Raw genomic sequence first — 20251 nt, 5'->3', positions numbered from 1 at the left:
CAAAATATTTTGTATATTTGCGGCCTTGAAACAGGTTTTTGTTTCTTTCGATCCGGCCTCATAGTTCAAGGGATAGAACGAAAGTTTCCTAAACTTTAAATACAGGTTCGAGTCCTGTTGAGGCTACAGATATCTTAAACCCACTGAAAAACAGTGGGTTTATTTTTTGAATTTGAATTGAAATCAGGGAAAACCCGATCTGTCCGGGATGGAAAAACTTCATACTACTTATTTTGTCATCCGGCTTATAAACAGAACAGGCAGGTAATTACCTGCTAAGATTCGGGAAATTTATTCATCATCCTACACAGACGAGAAATCAAAGCTTTTTTATGATGAAATATCCATGAACATCACTGTTCACCCAACGTGATGAACCGGGTTTACGAGTTCGACGAAGTCAATAAAATATGGATATTATTGATAAATAAATCTATTTATATGGAATCAATGAGCTAAAGGTTCCATGTGACCATTGAAAATCAACTTAACGCTAGCGTTCTCATGGAGCGGAAGCGTAATAAATTTTATTCACATGAAAACAGCTATAGTTCTGGGCATACATGAAATATTTTCTTACATTTGAACAATATTTATTTCAACCTTAATATACAGAGCACTTGTATTTAATTTCATACCAAAATAGGACTTTCCGGTATTCTCAATATTTCCTGGGAAGAGATAAAAATATTTTACTTAAAATCAATTATAAACAAACATTAAATCAACCATCATGAAAAAAGTAATTTTAATTCAACTTGTTTTATTAGTATCTGTGTTCACATCTTTTGGACAACTTAGACAATGGCAACCGAGTGACAACGAAATTCAGTATATTGGCGGAAATGTAGGCATAGGATTTAATAATTATTTTGGTAGTGGTATAAATAATCCATTTACTTATCAGCAAAATTCCATAGGGCATTATTCTTTAGGATGGTTCTCTGATACAGATATTCCTGGAACTTCTACTTTATGGATGAGCGGACATGGAGGGATAAAATTTTTTACTCGTGGAGAGCCAAGATTAGTTATTGCCTATTTAGGAAATGTTGGCATTGGAACTACCACTCCCACAGCGAAACTCACCGTAGCAGGCGATATCCTTGCACGGGAGATCAGGGTAGAAGCCAATGCCGGAGCTGATTTTGTCTTTGAAGAAAACTACCAGCTAAAACCCTTAAAAGAAGTGGAACAATTTATCACTGAGAAGAAACATCTCCCGGATATCGCACCGGCAGACACCATGATACAAAACGGCGTGAATATGGGAGAATTTCAGATACAATTGCTGCAGAAAATTGAGGAATTAACGTTGTATACGATTGAGCAGAATAAAGAGCTGGAGAAACAAAATGAAAGGATTAAGCTACTCGAAAAGAAATTAGAACAACAAAACATATCAACAAAATAAAATCTATGATCATGAATAAACTATTTATCTTTCTATTTTTATTAGCATCTGCGAATACCTTTGGCCAATGGCAAACTTCCGGGAGTAACATTTACTACAACAATGGAAATGTAGGGGTAGGGATAGCCCCTCTATCTACGTTGACAATAAGAAATCAGTCTCTTTCTGACGATGCAACGACAGGATTTATAAATATCTTATTTGCTACAACAGGTACTAACCGTGAAATCGGAGGTAAAATTTCTACATATAAAGAGACATTTAATTGTGCTGGATTGGCTTTTTATACTCAATATGGTTATGCTGACCCATTTGAACGGATGAGAATTACTTCTACTGGCAATGTATGTATCGGCTCTACAACACCCAAAGCGAAACTTACTGTAGCAGGCGATATCCTTGCGAGTGAAATCAGGGTAGAAACCAATGCCGGAGCCGATTTTGTCTTCGAAGAAAACTACCCGTTAAAACCCTTAAAAGAGGTGGAACAATTTATCACTGAGAACAAACATCTCCCGGATATCGCTCCGGCAGATACCATGATACAAAACGGCGTGAATATGGGGAAGTTTCAGATACAATTGCTGCAGAAAATTGAGGAATTGACATTGTATACTATAGAGCAACAAAAGCAGATCGATGAATTAAGATCAGAGCTAAAAGAACTGAAGAAAGATAAATAACTCATTTTATAATTACATAGTTTAAAACAATCATAATAATATGAATTAATAATTTAATCTATATGAAAAAAGTAATTTTTACACAACTTGTTTTATTGGTATCCGTGCTTACATCTTTTGGACAATGGGATCCTTCCGGGAGTAATATTTACTACAATAATGGAAATGTAGGGATCGGAACGACGAATCCTACTTCAAAACTGCATATCACAGGAAAAGTTAATGCGGATAAATTCGAAGGTGAAAAATTTGGCTTATATTTAGATGAATCTTTATTTAATTATGACCAGATTGATTGGGGACATTATTCTTTGGGATGGATAAGGGACTCTACAACACCGGGATCAGCAGCTTTATGGATGAGTGGTTATGGGGGAATTAAATTTTTTACCCATGGAGAATATAGAATGGCTATTAATATTGCAGGTGATGTTGGTATTGGGACAACAAATCCTACCGAAAAATTACATGTTGATGGAAATATTAAGGCTAAAAAATTTGATGGAAAGGTGTTTGGTGCTTATTTACATAACATCTTTAATTATGATCAGATTGACTGGGGACATTATTCTTTAGGGTGGATAAGTGATTCATCAACACCGGGATCAGAAGCTTTATGGATGAGTGGTTATGGGGGAATTAAATTTTTTACCCATGGAGAATATAGAATGGCTATTAATATTGCAGGTGATGTCGGAATTGGAACTACCACTCCTACCGCTAAGCTCACCGTAGCTGGCGATATTCTTGCGCGTGAGATCAGGGTAGAAGCCAATGCCGGTGCTGATTTTGTCTTCGAAGAAAACTACCTGTTAAAACCCTTAAAAGAAGTAGAACAGTTTATTGCTGAAAACAAACACCTTCCGGATATCGCACCGGCAGATACCATGATACAAAATGGCGTGAATATGGGGGAATTTCAGATACAGTTGTTACAGAAAATTGAGGAATTGACCCTCTATATGATCCAGTTAGGGAAACAAAATGAAATATTACAACAACAACTCAGTCTACAGCAGTTGATAATTGATGAATTAAAAAATAATGATAATTTATAACAACAACGTGATGAAGAAAATATATATAGGAATCGCATTTTTACTAGCGAATTTGACTTACTTATACTCCCAATTACATGAAAGGGGAATACCTTTAATGTATGATTCTGTATATTCAGAGTTAGCCAATAACCAAATCAGTCGTTTGGGTATTAGTAATTACGCAATTTCAGTACCTGATTTAAATAGATCAGTAATTCAATCCGAAATAGAAGAACTGACTAATGGATGCCAGGAATGTCGTAATGGAAAATATTATGGTAAAGAAATAAGCTTATCAGTTAACTTTTTCGAACAGGCTCAGCAAATTAGTGTTGATAATGGTAGTATATGGTTATTAGAAATAGCATCTAATGATTCGGAAGGATTTCAATTTCTTTTTGATGATTTTTATTTACCTAAGGGATGTCAGCTTTTCTTTTATAATGAAGAGAAAGATATGTATCTAGGCGCATTTACTTATAAAAATAACCGTGATGATAATGAATTCATAACTCAACATATAAATGGTAATGTTATCTATATTGAATTATTTGTTCCAAATGGACTTGATGAACAACCCAGATTATCCTTAAGTAATGTAGTATATATTTTTGATAATTGTTTTAGAAAAGGCCCGTTTAGCTCTGAAGGAGCTGCTTCCTGTAATGTAAATGCTGCATGTGAATCAGGAGGAGAATGGGCAAAAGAGATCAGATCAGTCGCTATAATCCTGTTAAAACAAAGTGGAAGCAATTATTACGGGATCTGCTCGGGAACCTTGATAAATAAATATTCAGGTTATCAGCCGGATGACAAACCTTATTTTCTTACAGCTAACCATTGCTATGAAGATATGGTGGGAAATCAAAGCATTTATTCCAATATAAACAATTGGGTTTTTCTTTTCGGACATGATGCAAGTAGTTGTCTCAGCAATGGTTCTGATATCTCAAATAGTCGTACAAAATCAGTGGCCGGAGCAACAATTGTTTCAAGGGATGCAAAAAGTAGAAATACTGATTATTTATTATTACAGCTTAAGGGATCTGTTTATGACATCTCAAAATACAATGTTTCATATGCAGGGTGGGGGACCAACGAAATGGATGAAAGAACCCTAAATACCGTAACCATTCATCATCCTAAAGGTGATGTAAAAAAAATATCCAAATCAAGAATAGCTCCTGTATCAGGACAATTTGTTTCTGAAAAATTCACATGTGCTGCTGATAATCATTGGAGGATTTTTTGGGACACAGGTATTACAGAAGGTGGTTCATCAGGATCTCCATTATTTAATAGCTACCATGATCTCATAGGCATCCTTACAGGAGGTAGTTCATCTTGTCAAAATAACGGACCCGACTTTTATGGCAAATTTTCAAAAGCAGTATTAGATGGAGGTCTCGTAAATTACTTAGGTCCTCATGCTCCATCGAGTCAACCGGTATTCGATAATGAACTACCTGTTTATGTAAATGTGCTTCCTGAAAAAATATATACAGGAGAAAATGCATGGATAAATCTTGATATTGCCGGAGCACCTCCATATCAATGGTGGGTTTGGATTAATAAAAACTGGAATGAAACATGGGCATATAAATATGGAGATCCAAAATGTTATAATTTTTCCGGAACAAATTCTACAGGACATATTCAGGTTGGTCCTGTTAATTTCCCCAACCCAGGAATACATAGATGTACTATTTATGTTATGGATGCAAACGGAATGCAATCAACTATTATTACAGGACTTACAGCAATTCCCAAATTTGGTCTTCGCATTCATCTGAAGCAAGAAAATACTCCACTACATCAGGTAATATTCCCAAAAGGAGCTACACTTCAAATATCACAAAATGCTTTATATGAACGTGATGGAAGCAATTGGGGAATTAAAAGAGTTGTATGGAGCAGTGGAAAAACGGAAACCTTTAATATTTTAGAATATGAACCTGGTCCAATGGCCGGTAATTTACCTTATCCGGCTTATTATTATTTGCCTTCTTCTCATTGTTTCAGCCTTAATAATGAAGGTATTTACAAAATTGGTGCAACTATATATAGAGGAAGTTATGATGAAAATGAGGATGGAACATATAGCTATCCTCTTAAAGAGCAGAAATATACGTCTGGATCGAAAGAAGAAATGACGGTTGAAGTTATTGATTGTGAGGAAGAAGTAACAATAACCGATCAACATTATCCACCAATAGGAGGACATTTAATAGTAGATAATGTTACCTTCACATCTGTAAGAGATCATGAATTATCTGCATATAAATCCATTAAGTTAACCCCTGGAACACATATACAAAATGGTGCAAGATTTTCAACTAAAATGTTAAAATGTCCGGATTTTCCGAGAAGATGCCAACCAACAAGATTCTCAGTTGATCATGAACAGGTAATTATATCTGAACCAGAAGGAAAAATCTCTGTATTTCCTAACCCTACTAAGGATCTGATTAAAATTGATATCAGTGATGTTTTTCTTGATATACTTTATTATGAAATATTTAGTCCTTCAGGCCTTCTCTTAGTCAAAAAGTCACCTTTTTCAAACATAGAAGAATTTCATTTAAAGGACCAACCCAACGGTTTGTATGTTGTAAGGATTATCTATAAAAACGGTAAGCACGAAACCAGAAAAGTGATTCTGAATAAATAAACACATCATCAAGTGTTTGGTAAAAAGAAGGTGTGTCAAAACCAAGATATTGACGCACCTTTTTTCTATTTGATCGTTGATGTTCTTTTTATAAGCAAACGGCTATATCGACTCCAACACTCTTTTATCAAATGGGTTCATCTTTGTAAAATTCCTATTCACAGGATAAGCATCCATCCGGTCGACCGGGAAAGGTTTCATCAGTTTGTTTATTTCTTCGTTTAGCAAACCGGGACCGATCCACTTTTCTTCATCTGCCATATCTAGAATTAAAGGCATCCTGTACGGATTTTTCCCTCCGTTGTGTATCTTCCCGGTGAATTCATTCGCATCTGTTGTGATAATGGAAAATGTATGAAGCGTTTCTCCCGTTTCTTTGTCATGCCAGATATCATAAATGCCACCCAACGAAAATATCTCCTCTGTTTTAAGAAAAATATAATAAGGGGTTGTTTCCTTCCCTTCATGATGATATTCAAAATATCCGGTTGAAGGGACAATACAACGTTTCGACATGATCGGGTTACGGAAAGAAGGTTTTTGAAAGATGGTTTCCGATCTTGCGTTGTAAGTTATTTTCCTGATCCCGGATGCATTTTTTTCATCCTTTGACCAGAAGGGGATCAACCCCCATTTCATGATTTGTAATTCCGGATCATCTGTAACAACTGCACAATCCGGATTGGTGAATGCGGAAATATGGTATTTTTCTTCTAAAATTTCTTTGTATACCTCTATTACGTCTGACTTTCGTCCATAACGGGCTGCAACTTCCTGTGCTTTTTTGCCCATTGAATTATGAAAACACATAATTATACTTTTACTGTGATTATATCGGATATCCGGGAGGAAAACGAAGGGGAAAGAAGATTTTGATTCATGTTGATGACCTTATTGTTCCCGGATCCCTGGGATCCCAATTTTAAATATTGTTTTCCATAACGGTCTGTTACCTTGTCTGCTGCTTCCATTAATTTCCTATGTTTTGTACGATCGAGACTATCGAACAGATTCCCTTGAACCGCACTTTCTTTTGTTATCTCTGTGATAATGACACCTGCTTTCTTATACCGGTAGCCGGATGCAAATATACGTTTTAATCCTATCAAAGCGTAATGAACGATTTCAATGCTGCTATTGGTCGGTACCGGTAACTCTATAACTATATTTTTAAAGTACTGCGGCAGATCCGGCCGAAAATTATTCGTATGAATGAAAACCATCAGGGAAACAGCTACAGATTTCTGATCCCTTAATTTCCTTGCACAGGAAGCAGCATGAGAAGCAACGGCTTCGCTTATATCATCAAGGTTTTCCGCAAGTTTCCCGAATGATCTCGAAGTACAGATCTGTTTCTTGTCCGTTTGGATCAATTCCATGTCAATACATGGTTCCCCACGTAACTCACACCATGTCTTTTCACCAACAACGGTCATATTCTTTCTCACCCATGCCCGGGGAAGACAGACAAAATCCAAAGCTGTTTTTACGCCGATTTTATTTAACCTGATCGAATATCTTCTGCCTATGCCCCATACATCACTTATTTCTGTCATTTGTAATGCTTTGATCCGCTTCTCTTCGCTGTCAATAATACATAAGCCCTTGTATTCTTTAATCTTCTTGGCAAACCTGTTGGCTACTTTGGCGAGTGTCTTTGTCGGTGCTATTCCTAGACTGACCGGAATACCGGTTCCCCTGGTCGTTTCCTGAACGATCAGAGATCCGTATTCTTTCAGGTTGAAATGTTCCATCCCGGAGAAGTTCAGAAAGGCCTCATCAATGCTGTATATCTCAATTTCAGGAACATAAGACTGAAACATCATCATCATTCGCGCTGACATATCACCGTATAATGAGTAAGCGCTTGAAAACACAACAACATCATATTTTCTGATGATATCCCTGATCTTGAATGCCGGGTCGCCCATTCTGATGCCTAAAGCTTTCGCTTCATTGCTCCGGGCGATGGCGCAACCGTCATTGTTTGAAAGCACGATGACAGGTCGCCCGTTCAGGTCCGGCCTGAATACACGTTGGCAACTTACAAAGAAGTTATTACCATCAACCAGCCCGAACATCATCCAACTCCTTTGGCTTTTTGATGATACTTGTCACTATGCCCCAAACAACAAAATTATCGTCCTGTGTTACCAGTATCGGATCATAGGCATCATTTGCCGGAACAAGTAAGATGTTTTCACCATCTATCTTTATGTACTTGATTGTGAATTCCCCATCCAGAAAACATACTGCCATCATACCATGAGCCGGACGGATGGATTTATCTATAACAAGTAAATCGCCATCATCCAGGTTGGCATCTTTCATGCTGTCTCCTGAAACTCTTCCTAAAAATGTAGATGCAGGATGTTTGATCAACTCCTTATTTAAGTCGATCGCTACATCAATATAGTCTGCCGCCGGTGACGGAAACCCCGCCTTTAACCCCTCGAATAAAGGCAATAAAAATTTTGTGTCAACTGACATTGAAAAGATCTCAATGCCTGACTTTCTTTTGCTTATCATTAAACTCCCTCCTGATACAAAGATAAAGAGTAAACAAATATCTTAAACAAATATTTATATCAAATGGAAATAAAAATATCAAAACAGGCGTAAATGTTGGTTTCCGTTTAACAAAAATATCAATAATAAATATTACAAGGCGTATTATTAGGTTTACGGCTCTTGTAGATCTATGATGGTTTAAACAAAGAACCAACCATTCAAAAGTTTCAGTGAAACATTCATATTCAAATAAACAAAAAGCCCCTTTTTCAGGGGCTTTACTTTTGACCTGGTAGTAAATCGTTCAGTGTATACGTTATCTGTTAATATAACGTTCCAGGAGGTATATTGTTCAATCAACTTTTTTATCGATAATTTACCGGGTTAATAATCGGCACGTAACGCTGTCTGTCAAAAACAATCATGCCGTTAATATTCCTGAATTTGTTTTGGATAGCCATCCTGCCTTTTTTCCATATATTTTCATTTTTATCAACCCACAATCCTTTACGTCCTTCCTCCCCTGCAAAATCCAAAGACTGTTTCTCTTTCGTCTTTAATCCCTTCCAGTTTATTCCTTATAAGCTGTGCAGCGATCATGCTGAATGTTATCCCATTTCCCCCATACCCCAGTGCATAAAACATTCTTTCTTTACCCGGCAGGCTTCCGATATAAGGTAATCCGTCTTTCGTCGAACTGAATGTTCCACACCATGCCATATCCGTTTTGAACGGGATATGAGGAAACAGTTTCTTTATTTTTCTTTCTAATACTGCAACTTTCTTTCTTAATAACCGATCCCTTTTTACAGGATCCTTAAATTCTTCGTCTTCTCCTCCTACTATGATCCGATTCTTATTATCGGTACGGATATACAGATATGGTTCTTTGGTTTCCCAAATGAGGCTTCGCTTATGCCATATATATTTCTCGTCTACCGGTTGTGATATAATTGCATATGTCGACGTCAGTTTCATTACTGGTTCAGGCAGGAATCTTCCGGCTTCAAAACCGGCAGCAATGACTACATTCTTACACTTGATTTTTTTCCCATCTGTAGTAATTAACTCATAACCTTTTGATGTCTCTGAGCATTTATCAACCTCTGTATGCGTAAAAACAGTCAGGTCTTTTTTATTCATGTGATAGTCTATGAGATGAGTAGCTGCTTTATAGGCATCTATCTGTGCCGATACGTTATTCTCAAGGCATCCTGATGCCTTAATCCCATATTTATTAAGCAACTCCTTCTTATTTAAGAAATTGACCGGTAATTTATGCTTCTTTCTTATCTCGTATTCTTTCTCTATAAGTTTTTTCCCCTTCTTATTACTGGCATAATAAATACTGGGGACTCTTTCAAAATCAGGATTAAAACCAATAGATTTGAAAACATTTTCAATATCGGTTATCGACTGAAGACAGGCCCGATAAGCCATCACTGATGCGTCCTCTCCTATCATCTCCACCATTTCGCACAACGGTGTATCTATCTCGTATTGCAACAATGCAGTACTTGCCGTAGAGCTACCTGTAGTGATACTGCGTTTATCTATTATCGTACATTTGATACCAGCTGTACATAACTCATTCGCCACCAAAGCCCCTGTTATGCCCGCTCCAATGATAACGACATCGGCAGAGTGATCAGACTTCAGCGGATTGAAATAGTTATAAAGCGGGTTCTTTGCTATCCAATAAGGCAGTCCTGAATATAAATCCATAATATTATCTGTATTTTATTTTTTTACCCAAACTGCAAGTTTTCCACCATGTACTTTGAACCGGGCATTTCCATCTTCATCTATGGTGGTTTCCTCCCCGATGCTTCCGGTTATTTCATGCCAGGTTTCACCTTTATGGTGTTTCCCCACATACATCACTTTGTCGCCATCTTCACCATTTGAAACAAGTAGCGCCAATCCTGAATTTTCCCGTATATCATCACCTTCGCGGGTAAAACCAACCGTATTTGGATGGTCGAAATAATAATTCTGTTTGCCGAATGCATATTTCGCACGTGTATCCAACAAAATATCAAGAATTTTACGGTGGGGCGATTCAACATCTTTCATACGGTAATAGTCTCCGTAAAAGATGCATGGATACCCTTTTTCCATCAACAATATAATCCCATATGCTAACGGTTTAAACCATGATTTTATTTGTGATTCGAGTGAACTGCCACGTTGAGAGTCATGATTGTCGACAAATGTAACAGCGTTTTCCGGAAGTTGTGCTACCAACGTACCGTCAGGCAGATTTGTTAAATCAAAATCACGTCCTTGTTGCGAAGCCTGAAAAAATTTATAATGCAGCGGAACATCAAATAAATTAAGACTATGGCCCGTTATATCCAGGTATTCCTGTAAAGCATCAAAATCTTCTTTCCAATATTCGCCTACCGCGAAAAAGTTATCCCCCCGTTCGGAACGTACTTCATCGAGAAATTTTTTAAGAAAATTAGCATCCATATGTTTGATGGCGTCTAAACGCATTCCATCCAGATTAAGCTCTGTAGAGACCCATCGCCCCCATCTGCCTAATTCTACTACTACTTCGGGATGATCAAGATCAATATCATTAAACATCAGGTAGTCATAATTGAAGTTTTCATTATCTACTGCCTTACTCCAGTCTTTCCCTTCTCCTAAAATCCGGTATATGGCTGTTTTCTTGTTTGCCGCATTGTAATCAGTTCCGGAGAAATGATACCAATGCCACTTAAAATCCGAATATTTATTATCTCGTCCGGGGAAATTAAAGCCCGTGTACGCTTCTATTTCATACGGATCGCTAATTGTTTTTGTGCGATCATTGAAATCTACTTCCTGAGCAAAAAACTTTTCCGTATATTCACCTCCTGCCTTATGGTTCATAACGGTATCCAGATAGACAGATATCTGGTATTTATGAAGTTCGTCAATTGCATCAATCAGTTCCTGTTTTGTTCCGTATTTAGTACGAATAGTGCCTTTTTGATCGAATTCACCTAAATCGAACAGGTCATATGTTGCATATCCTTCATCCTGTTGTTCGTCGGCTTTATACGCAGGCGGAATCCATACTGAGGTAACGCCGATTTCACTTAAATGTTTTGCATCTTCTTTTAATTGTTTCCAGAAATTTCCATCGTTTGGCAGATTCCATTCGAAATACTGCATCATTACACCATTCTTCATAAGACGAATCTTTTTAGTTATTTGAATATTTAAGACTTTTTTTTGAATAAAGAAATTATCCAAAGCAACACTACCGCACCTATTACTGACATCAGTAAAGTACCTAATATACCTCCACTACCTATCCCTAATAGTCTGTATATCCACCCACCAAGTAAACTGCCGACTAAACCGACAATAAGGTTTATAACTATTCCAAAACCACGTCCTTTCATTATCCATCCGGCTATTGCACCTGCTGCGATACCAATGATGATAGACCAAAGAATTCCTAATCCTTCCACAATCGTTAGTTTTTATTATTTAGTATGATATTTTTCCATTTACTCTATTAAATGAGCATATATGAAATTCAATTTTATTTTGAAATAAATGATAATAACAGAAATACTATTCTTATCTAAAATACTTACAATTAGCAAAATGTATTGAATAGTAAACTTATATAATTAGTTTAAAAAAGCTATTATATTGTTAGTTTTCGCGATAAAAACCTCTACTATAGAATTAATATTCCAATCACATATTAATATGTTAAAGATACAAAATAAAAATGAGAATCTGGTCAAGTAAAAATATTTTATTCTATAATTATTTGTATTTCGATGTATTAAAAATAGCTTAGGTGATAGAATATTGGGTTTTATTGACCATTACAATCATATCCGTAAGATCGCTAAATGAAGCGTCTTAAAAATTGATCACCCGGGGATATTTTTAAAATTCAATGAACAATATACGATTTACCATAAATTATAAAAAATGAAAAACTGTGCTTTTATTGGTGAATCAGCGTAGCATAACACCACCTGTCAAAAGGTAAGGTTACCACAGAATACCAACAATGAAAAAGTGACCGAAAACAGAATGCATGAAATTTGCAGGAAATATTTCTACTGAAGTCATTATCCTATGTTTTAAGGAAAATGCTAAAATAGTTGATAAAAATATGATCATCAGCGCAAGCCGCAGAACAGACATTCCCGCATTTTATTCAAAGTGGTTCTTTAGCCGGATAAAAGAGGGGTATCTGCTGGTACCCAACCCATACGACAAAAAAATGCTCAGCAGAGTAAGGCTTGATCCTGAAGTGGTGGACTGTATCGTCTTCTGGACAAAGAATCCTAAACCGATGCTTGGTCAGCTGGATCATTTGAAAGACTATCCATATTATTTTCAGTATACGATCAACCCATACGGAAAAGAAATTGAAATAAATCTGCCATCGTTAGAAAAACGTATTGATACGTTTAAGTCCCTTTCCGATATGATAGGTAGGGAAAAGGTAGTCTGGCGTTACGATCCGTTGTTCTCCAATGAAAAATACACGGTTGATTTCCATAAAGAAGCATTTTCAACGATCGCATACGCACTGCGTGACCATACGGAAAGATGCATGCTGGGTTTTATCGACCATTACAATCATATCCGTAAGGCGGTTGAAAAGTTCGATATCCGGCCTTTGGAAAAAGAAAAAACAGAAGAGATGGCTATTTCGTTCAGAAAGATCATCGAAGCATACTCTATTCAACTGGATACCTGTACCGTTAAGACAGATCTCCGGCATTTAGGCATCCCGGGCGGATTATGTGTTGACCATGAACTGATCGAACGGATCATCGGTTATCCGATCATGGCCAAAAAGGACAGGAACCAACGTAATATATGTAATTGCATCGAAAGCATTGATATCGGTACTTATGAGACCTGCCTCAACGGCTGCATTTATTGTTATGCCATCAAAGGAAATTACCTGACAGCAGAGGGCAATCATAAGCATCATTATCCTGATTCGCCGCTTATGATAGGAACGGTAAACGATGATGCTGTCATCAAAGACCGCGAAATGAAGCGCCTTAAGATCGATCAACCGAGGTTATTTTAAGATACAATGTGTGATAGACACTATTTACCAGAAAATGGTAAAATAGCGTTTCGGCCACGAAGATCAAATTCCAAGGCACATGGTAAGTTATGGATTCAAAAGCGTATATTTGTCATATGTAAGCAATACAAATAAGTTAACGTTGTATTTAATGATCGTAATAAATTCGAATAATGCAACTTAAGAAAGTAACAATAGCACTGAGTGCTCAAATCAACAGATTGTGTATCTATTCAAAGCAATGAAAATTAAGATCATCCTGTTTTTTTTCCTTTTGACAAATATCCCTTCGTATATTTTTTGTCAGGACAAATATGCCCGGCTATACCAGATAGATCCCTTATACAAGATATTAAAAGAACGGACTTATTTTCATGATGAGGTAGATACCATCAGTATCGCCAAAGGCGAAACAGCCACCATCCAGATTGTCATGAAAGGATTCACCGATATAAAAAACCTACAAATTTCGGTAGACGGGATTTCTTCCGGAACTGCCGGACTAACAGGAGTCGAATCCGGCTGGGTGGGTTATGTCAGGGTAGGACGCTCCTATAATCCGCCATCTAAAGATATTATCCGGTCGGCTTCCGACTATTTCCCTGATCCTATATTTACCGATTCCGCCTTTTCGATTGAAGCCGGTGAAGTACAGCCTTTATGGATCTCCGTTCCGACGGACATATCTACGCAACCGGGACTTTATACTGGAAATGTGAAAATTACCGGCGAGGTCAACAAGAAAAGAAGAACCTGGGAAAAAGAATTTTATATCAGGGTCTATCCTGTAACACTAGGCCGTTCTCCTTTGCTGATATCCAATTGGTCGGCTCATTTTAATCCGGTTACATTAAGTTACCTGAACAACAATGAAAAGGTAGATATCTATTCACCCCTTTATTGGGAATTGATAGAAATGCATGCGAACATAATGGCTTCGCACCGCCAGAATGTTCACCGGATCTATCCTGTATGGCATACCCAATATACATATGCAGACGGCAAGTATGGTTTCGATTTCAGCCGGTTTGACAAAGAGGCGGAAATCTTTGATAAAGCCGGTGCCCTGGAAAGAATAGAAGGAGGTCACTTAGCCTGGCGTTCCGGAGCCTGGGATGATCCTTTCTATGTTGAAGTACCATTACCGGATAATGACGACAGTCGTCAACTAAAGAGATCACCAAATCCCCAGGGAGTTGAAAACAATATTCGTTTCGTGCTGTTGCCCGTCGGAGACGAACGTACACAAAATTTCCTGACCCAGTTCCTGCCGGCACTCAGGGATCATCTGGAAAAAAAAGGATGGTTGGATAAATATATGCAGCACATAGCAGATGAACCTACAGCTGGTAACGCCCCTTCGTATAAGGCAATCAGCGATCATGTCCGGCAATATTTACCGGGAGTGAAAATTATGGATGCGGTGCTGACTTCAAAGGAATTATCAGGCACAATCGATGTCTGGATCCCCGAACTGAGTGTATTCCACCGTGACTACAGCTTCTACCAGCAACTTCAAAAAGAAGGAAAAGAAATATGGTATTACACCTGCGTTGGGCCCCGTGGTAATTATGCTAATCGTTTTATCGAATTACCCCTTCTGCAGACCCGCTATTTACACTGGATCAACTATAAATACAATGCCACCGGATACCTCCACTGGGGGTTGAATTACTGGGAAAAAGACCAGTTGACCAAAGATATGTCCCGTGACAGGGGTAAACTGCCTGCCGGGGATCATTGCATCATCTATCCCGGATACAGGAAATTATACAGTTCGATACGTTTTGAAGCCATGAGGGACGGGATCGACGATTACCAGCTATTGAAAATGCTTGAAGAGAAAGATCCCGGTAAGGCGCGTGAATATGTTAATGCGATTATTTTAAACTTCAATAATTATGACGGAAGCGTAAGATATTTCAGGGCCATACGTAAAAACATGTTACGTTTATTAAGTAATTAAATTAAAGCAGATAACCAACCATGCTCCAGATCAAAAAAAATATCGATTTACACCCACATAATACATTCGGAATAACAGCAACGGCAGATACCTATGTTGAATCGGACAATGTTTCCGAATTACGTGATTTTATGAATACACCGGCGGTTACATCCGACCGGTTGATCCTGGGAGGAGGCAGTAATATACTGTTTGTTTCCGATCGGTGTGAAATGGTCATAAGGCCTTTTTTCAGAGGCATTGAGATAATAGAAGAAGGAAATGATCATATGCTGGCAAAAGCGTACGCAGGTGAAGTCTGGGACGATTTTGTAGCATGGTGTGTACAACATCATTTTTCAGGCGTGGAAAATTTATCAGGAATTCCCGGAAATGTTGGTGCGTGCCCCATACAGAATATAGGTGCCTATGGAACAGAAGCGAAAGAGATCATCGAAGAAGTGGAAACAATCGAAATATCAACAGGAAAAATAGTCCGGTTCGATAATCATCAATGTCAATTTGGTTATCGGGACAGTTTTTTTAAGCAAAACAAAGGGAAATACCTGATTACTTCCGTGTTGTTCCGGCTTTCCAAAGTATTTATCCCGAATTTAAAATATGCCGGACTAAGAACAGCATTCAGTAATCACAACGAAATTACCCTTGAAAATACCAGAAAAACCGTTATTGGGATCCGGGACCAAAAGATCCCTGATCCCAAAGAGCTAGGTAATGCCGGAAGCTTTTTTAAAAATCCGACCATATCTTCCGAAACAGCGGAACCGTTAAAACAGGAATACGAAATCCCTTTATATCCGGTATCAGATGAGTGGTACAAAACTTCTGCCGCATGGCTGATCGAACAATGTGGCTGGAAAGGAAAACAAAAGGGAAATGTCGGTACTTATCAATTACAGCCGCTCATCCTTGTCAACTATGGAAAAGCTACAGGTATGGAAATACTTGAATTTGCCAACGAAATTATTGAATCTGTTTACCAGCGATTCGGAATACGGTTAGAGCCGGAAGTAAATATAGTTTAGTTCTTCCTTGACAACTTTTTAAAATCAGATGCCAAAAACCCATCCGGAGATTTTTCGGATATTTTATGGTGGTCAAAATAGTAAAACTGGGCATCATCCACTCCGACCAATATCTTAAAACATTGGGCATTATTCTGACGCTTACCCGGACCCACCTTATGTAAAAAAACCACATCCGGATCCCGGTCTGCAATGGCCTGTTGTATTTCTTCACGGGTTACCAGTTTAAACGGACCGCTATATACCTTTTTTATCTTGGCTTCCGTATTCACATCTTTAGCCAGTTCTTCGGCAATCAGGTACAGGGTTTTTCCTTCCAGCTTCTGGATATTCTTATTATAATACTGGAAAATATTCTTGCTTGCGACAGACGGGTCCTGAGTGATTACCTGTATATGACTCTGTATAAACCGGAGAAAAATGCCGATCTTATACATGTATGTTTCTTCTTTTGCCCCAAAATATGCAAGGGGAACGGAACATAGATCTGGCATATCGGACAAACTTTTCGTTTTTCCTCCTAATACCAGGCTCATGAATAAATAATTCGCATTGCTTTTATCCTTTTCAAATTTCACTTTGTTCATCAATAAAAAGGATAAAGAAGCATCTGTTTTCTGCGTTTCAAATTTTTTCCATGATATAAAATCAAAAGGAGTTATCTTCCATTCGTCAGGTACTATATCATTCAAAATAAGATTATACTCACACATCGGATTCTCTTCGAGCACCATCATTGTCCTGGTTTTAGCAAAATGCTTGATTTCCGACTCTGTTGGAATATATTCTTCCTGTGAAAAAAGTGGTCCCGACAGGAAGAACGATATAAACAAGGTATATATAAGTGCCTTCATTTGAATAAATCGGGATACAGGAGTGTTCATAAAGTCGGGAAGCAGGTTCGGATAACTCTTTACGAAATACCCTTCATCTTCTTTTTTCCATCTTTTTCTATTCATCATTTAATGATTTGTAATTTATCATTCTATGATACGGATAAAAACGGAAAATGTTCTATAAAGTCAGAAATCGGTTTCCGGCAGCCTTCTCATATGTATCATTTAGGAATATATAGCGGGTGTTTTTCGTTATACTTACGTATATACATGAATCGTAGCTGTTGCTTCTTTTTTGATCTCAACCCGGAATATTCATCATGTAATTCGGGATCAGGGATCAATAACAATTCAACATTTTTATTATCATATTCCACTACTTTCCCTGTATTGAAATCCAATAAGAATTGCCGTAATTCGGTCGTCCGGTAACTAGGCGAATAACCGCCATAAGGGTAATATCCGTAAGGCGAGTAACCATAAGGCGAATATCCGTAGGGATAACCATAAGGTCCGGAATTATAGCGGTTGGAATAGGTGGTGATATTGGCTACAAAATGAGAGATATTTCCGACAATGGTAATCCGGCTAAAAGAACCACCTATGTTAATATATATTATTCCATTCTTACAATATCCCCAAATATTAGCTACTTCAACTTCCTGGCTATTTCCCAAATCGTCAAAATAAACCAGGGTTTTCTCTTCGGTAATTTTATCAAAAAAAGTACTGCTTTTATAATCAGCCGAAGTCAGAATACGTGATTTAGGTGTCGGCTTATTTTTTTTGACTTGTTCAAAGTTCAGGTATATACCCTCCTTAAATTTAAAATCAGGAGTATATTTTACCAGTTCCTGTGAAAAAGCTGTCTGAACAACAAGAAAAGCCGGTAATAATATAAAAAGGAATGAAATCCAAATAATATATTTTATTCGCATAAATATGATATTCCCTAGAACTTTTTTCTACAAAATCCGTACAAATATACGGTTTAAGTTCGTTTTTTGAACAAAAAATACGATCCGATTTCTGTATTTTATTTTTAATCGGGTATTTACAAAGATTTGTTAAAATATTTTTTCAAATCTGAAAAATATGGATTATACTTGTTGCCTGAAATAGTATGGCATTTTTTAACATACACACACGTTAAGGATGTTAATTGGTAATGGAATTTTATGTATAAAAACATTATAAAGTCTCTTGAGATAGGAAAGAACAAAAATATTACGTGGTTTGAAAGATCACGTGATGTTTTCATGAGTATGCTGCTTCTGTCTGCTGGGATATTATGCCTGTTGTTCGGCAGTTTCTTTCTTTTTCAGGGAGAGGACATCATTGCATATATGCTGTACGGATATAGCATCATTACATTGACCATGTTTTTCTATTCCAAAAAGATCGGATACTACAAACCCCTATTTTTCAACATATTCTTATTTTTGTATGCAGTACTGATCCTTGCGTTCTTATTTTTGGGACAGTTTGCCTACGGCCTGATTCATTGTACTTTTTTCACATTAATCACAGTATCTTTTTTGGATATCAAAAAAGGTACCGTCGTAGCTGCCTGCTTTATTCCGGTTTTTCTGTTATGCGGTATCCTGACCAATCCGGATGCCGGGAGTATTTCCCTTATCATTTCCGATTGTATCCTCTCTGCCACAGTACTGGTAGGCATAGGAGTCTTACAGATAATCAACAAAAATGCGATCACCGAAAGTGACAACAAAATATCCGATGTACAAAAGGACGCACAAGAGAAAAGTGAATACATTTCCCAGTTATCCCATCAGATAAGGACGCCTTTGAACAATATTGTCATCATCGGAAACCTATTGAATGATACCAGTTTGACCAATCGACAGAAAGATTGGATGGAAACGATCCTGGCTTCGGCAAACACTTTGGAAAATGTAGTAAATATGATTGCTTCCAAAGTAACATCAACAGAAATTGTGGATACAAAATCTGCCAATGTTGCTTTTAACCTCCAATCTCTTTTAAAAAATACCGTACAATTATTTGTTGGGCAAAGTGATGATTATAATATTGCACTTAAGCCTAATATGGATGAGCCACTTTATGACTTTGAAGGCAATCCTATTCAGATAAAACAAATATTTTTAACACTGATTGATGCTATCATTAAAAATAAAAAGTCGGAAAAAATCAATATCATCATATCCTATAAAATAAAACAAGACACAGAACGGTCGTTCAATGTCAGTTTTGAAATAAGGACGAGTGATCATTTTGATATTAAACATGAAGACAACGCTAATATGTTGAGTTACTCCATTTCATCACACCTGGTAGAAATGATGGGTGGAAAACTGAGCGAGAGTCATGATGAAAATTATACCATTTTTGGATTTTCATTACCTTTTAAGATTGTACAATCTGCAGTAAAAGAAAGGAAACCATCACCCATTCAATCAGAGCAAGAAGATAAAAAAAGAAATGTAACATCATTTATTCCGGATTCCGGCAATTCAGGTTCAAATGTCGAACTAAAAGATGCGGATATACTTTTAGTTGAAGACAACCTGATCAACCAGAAAATCGTAATATTAAGTATTCAAAAACTGGTGAAAAATATTGATGTTGCCAATAATGGACAAGAGGCATTAGACATGTATTCCCAGAAAAAATACGATATTGTATTGATGGACATTCAGATGCCTATAATGGATGGGATACAGGCGACAAAAAAAATACGTGAAATAGAGTCCGAAACCCAGGCTACACCTATTCCGATCATCGCAATTACAGCAAATGCGTTAGCCGGTGACCGCGAACATTGCTTGGCTTCCGGAATGAACGAATATATCAGTAAACCTTTTCAAGTTGAGGTGTTGGTCAACAAAATGAAAAATTTACTTGCGACAGAATATTCCGTAAGCAACTGATTCTTTTGAGAGATTTCTATTTCTCGGCTTTTTTATACTAATTTTAACTTTTATTTGAACTCTGTCAAAGTGTTAAAATTATTTCCATATTTATTAGTCTTCCTTTGCTGGACAGTTTATGTCTC

At 37.2% G+C, this 20251-nt stretch carries 16 protein-coding genes and 1 tRNA gene; 9 read left to right on the top strand and 8 right to left on the bottom strand.

Going from position 1 to position 20251, the window contains the following annotated elements:
* Positions 1 to 54: 54 nt before the first annotated feature.
* The 5 genes from LBQ60_03945 (at position 55) to LBQ60_03925 (ending at position 5808) form a co-directional block, all read left to right on the top strand.
* Positions 55 to 126, top strand: a tRNA-Arg gene (locus LBQ60_03945).
* A 607-nt stretch (positions 127 to 733) separates the two neighbouring features.
* Positions 734 to 1414, top strand: coding sequence for a hypothetical protein (locus LBQ60_03940; protein ID MDR2037054.1), 681 nt, complete (start codon positions 734 to 736; stop codon positions 1412 to 1414).
* An 11-nt stretch (positions 1415 to 1425) separates the two neighbouring features.
* Positions 1426 to 2097, top strand: coding sequence for a hypothetical protein (locus LBQ60_03935; GenBank protein ID MDR2037053.1), 672 nt, complete (start codon positions 1426 to 1428; stop codon positions 2095 to 2097).
* A 62-nt stretch (positions 2098 to 2159) separates the two neighbouring features.
* Positions 2160 to 3155, top strand: a complete 996-nt coding sequence (locus tag LBQ60_03930) for a hypothetical protein (protein MDR2037052.1) — start codon at positions 2160 to 2162, stop codon at positions 3153 to 3155.
* A gap of 10 nt (positions 3156 to 3165) precedes the next feature.
* Positions 3166 to 5808, top strand: coding sequence for a trypsin-like serine protease (locus LBQ60_03925; GenBank protein ID MDR2037051.1), 2643 nt, complete (start codon positions 3166 to 3168; stop codon positions 5806 to 5808).
* Positions 5809 to 5910: 102 nt separating this feature from the next.
* Here the strand turns inward: LBQ60_03925 and LBQ60_03920 are convergent, their stop codons facing one another.
* The 6 genes from LBQ60_03920 to LBQ60_03895 form a co-directional block, all read right to left on the bottom strand.
* Positions 5911 to 6618, bottom strand: a complete 708-nt coding sequence (locus LBQ60_03920) for an SOS response-associated peptidase (GenBank protein MDR2037050.1) — start codon at positions 6616 to 6618, stop codon at positions 5911 to 5913.
* 2 nt (positions 6619 to 6620) lie between these two features.
* The gene (locus tag LBQ60_03915; protein MDR2037049.1) at positions 6621 to 7889 is read right to left on the bottom strand and encodes a Y-family DNA polymerase; all 1269 of its coding nucleotides are present in this window, start codon (positions 7887 to 7889) and stop codon (positions 6621 to 6623) included.
* A complete protein-coding gene (umuD, locus tag LBQ60_03910; GenBank protein MDR2037048.1) occupies positions 7873 to 8298 on the bottom strand; it encodes a translesion error-prone DNA polymerase V autoproteolytic subunit in 426 nt (141 codons plus the stop codon). Before umuD ends, LBQ60_03915 begins: the two co-directional genes overlap by 17 nt.
* A 528-nt stretch (positions 8299 to 8826) precedes the next feature.
* Entirely contained in the window at positions 8827 to 10044 is a 1218-nt protein-coding gene (locus LBQ60_03905; GenBank protein ID MDR2037047.1) for an FAD-binding oxidoreductase, read from the bottom strand.
* 15 nt (positions 10045 to 10059) lie between these two features.
* Positions 10060 to 11502, bottom strand: a complete 1443-nt coding sequence (locus LBQ60_03900) for an alpha-amylase (GenBank protein ID MDR2037046.1) — start codon at positions 11500 to 11502, stop codon at positions 10060 to 10062.
* 29 nt (positions 11503 to 11531) lie between these two features.
* On the bottom strand, positions 11532 to 11786 hold the full coding sequence (locus tag LBQ60_03895; protein ID MDR2037045.1) for a CPP1-like family protein: 255 nt from the start codon (positions 11784 to 11786) through the stop codon (positions 11532 to 11534).
* Between the two features lie 665 nt (positions 11787 to 12451).
* Here LBQ60_03895 and LBQ60_03890 point away from each other — a divergent pair.
* The 3 genes from LBQ60_03890 (at position 12452) to murB (ending at position 16378) form a co-directional block, all read left to right on the top strand.
* A complete protein-coding gene (locus LBQ60_03890; protein MDR2037044.1) occupies positions 12452 to 13387 on the top strand; it encodes a DUF1848 domain-containing protein in 936 nt (311 codons plus the stop codon).
* 241 nt (positions 13388 to 13628) lie between these two features.
* Positions 13629 to 15353, top strand: a complete 1725-nt coding sequence (locus LBQ60_03885; GenBank protein ID MDR2037043.1) for a DUF4091 domain-containing protein — start codon at positions 13629 to 13631, stop codon at positions 15351 to 15353.
* A gap of 20 nt (positions 15354 to 15373) precedes the next feature.
* A complete protein-coding gene (murB, locus tag LBQ60_03880) occupies positions 15374 to 16378 on the top strand; it encodes a UDP-N-acetylmuramate dehydrogenase (GenBank protein ID MDR2037042.1) in 1005 nt (334 codons plus the stop codon).
* Here murB and LBQ60_03875 read toward each other — a convergent pair.
* Positions 16375 to 17340, bottom strand: a complete 966-nt coding sequence (locus tag LBQ60_03875) for a hypothetical protein (protein ID MDR2037041.1) — start codon at positions 17338 to 17340, stop codon at positions 16375 to 16377. The two genes, murB and LBQ60_03875, sit on opposite strands and share 4 nt — an antisense overlap.
* 95 nt (positions 17341 to 17435) lie before the next feature.
* Positions 17436 to 18152 carry a hypothetical protein gene (locus tag LBQ60_03870; protein MDR2037040.1) on the bottom strand — a complete coding sequence of 239 codons (717 nt, stop codon included), beginning with the start codon at positions 18150 to 18152 and terminating at the stop codon, positions 17436 to 17438.
* 240 nt (positions 18153 to 18392) lie between these two features.
* Between LBQ60_03870 and LBQ60_03865 the strand changes: the two genes are divergently transcribed.
* The gene (locus LBQ60_03865; protein ID MDR2037039.1) at positions 18393 to 20126 is read left to right on the top strand and encodes a response regulator; all 1734 of its coding nucleotides are present in this window, start codon (positions 18393 to 18395) and stop codon (positions 20124 to 20126) included.
* Positions 20127 to 20251 lie beyond the last annotated feature (125 nt).

Source organism: Bacteroidales bacterium (genome assembly GCA_031275285.1).
Lineage (GTDB): Bacteria > Bacteroidota > Bacteroidia > Bacteroidales > UBA4181 > JAIRLS01.
The sequence above is the reverse complement of the archived record's forward strand: the minus strand, read 5'-3'. Positions and strand labels throughout refer to the sequence as shown.

What these genes read in the sequence shown, in the direction of transcription:
- LBQ60_03865 (MDR2037039.1), top strand. Translation starts at nt 18,393, where the DNA reads ATGTATAAAAACATTATAAAGTCTCTTGAGATAGGAAAGAACAAAAAT.
- LBQ60_03915 (MDR2037049.1), bottom strand. Translation starts at nt 7,889, where the DNA reads ATGTTCGGGCTGGTTGATGGTAATAACTTCTTTGTAAGTTGCCAACGT.
- LBQ60_03935 (MDR2037053.1), top strand. Translation starts at nt 1,426, where the DNA reads ATGAATAAACTATTTATCTTTCTATTTTTATTAGCATCTGCGAATACC.
- LBQ60_03890 (MDR2037044.1), top strand. Translation starts at nt 12,452, where the DNA reads ATGATCATCAGCGCAAGCCGCAGAACAGACATTCCCGCATTTTATTCA.
- LBQ60_03905 (MDR2037047.1), bottom strand. Translation starts at nt 10,044, where the DNA reads ATGGATTTATATTCAGGACTGCCTTATTGGATAGCAAAGAACCCGCTT.
- LBQ60_03900 (MDR2037046.1), bottom strand. Translation starts at nt 11,502, where the DNA reads ATGAAGAATGGTGTAATGATGCAGTATTTCGAATGGAATCTGCCAAAC.
- LBQ60_03875 (MDR2037041.1), bottom strand. Translation starts at nt 17,340, where the DNA reads ATGATGAATAGAAAAAGATGGAAAAAAGAAGATGAAGGGTATTTCGTA.
- LBQ60_03930 (MDR2037052.1), top strand. Translation starts at nt 2,160, where the DNA reads ATGAAAAAAGTAATTTTTACACAACTTGTTTTATTGGTATCCGTGCTT.
- murB (MDR2037042.1), top strand. Translation starts at nt 15,374, where the DNA reads ATGCTCCAGATCAAAAAAAATATCGATTTACACCCACATAATACATTC.
- LBQ60_03925 (MDR2037051.1), top strand. Translation starts at nt 3,166, where the DNA reads ATGAAGAAAATATATATAGGAATCGCATTTTTACTAGCGAATTTGACT.
- LBQ60_03920 (MDR2037050.1), bottom strand. Translation starts at nt 6,618, where the DNA reads ATGTGTTTTCATAATTCAATGGGCAAAAAAGCACAGGAAGTTGCAGCC.
- LBQ60_03940 (MDR2037054.1), top strand. Translation starts at nt 734, where the DNA reads ATGAAAAAAGTAATTTTAATTCAACTTGTTTTATTAGTATCTGTGTTC.
- LBQ60_03870 (MDR2037040.1), bottom strand. Translation starts at nt 18,152, where the DNA reads ATGCGAATAAAATATATTATTTGGATTTCATTCCTTTTTATATTATTA.
- umuD (MDR2037048.1), bottom strand. Translation starts at nt 8,298, where the DNA reads ATGTCAGTTGACACAAAATTTTTATTGCCTTTATTCGAGGGGTTAAAG.
- LBQ60_03885 (MDR2037043.1), top strand. Translation starts at nt 13,629, where the DNA reads ATGAAAATTAAGATCATCCTGTTTTTTTTCCTTTTGACAAATATCCCT.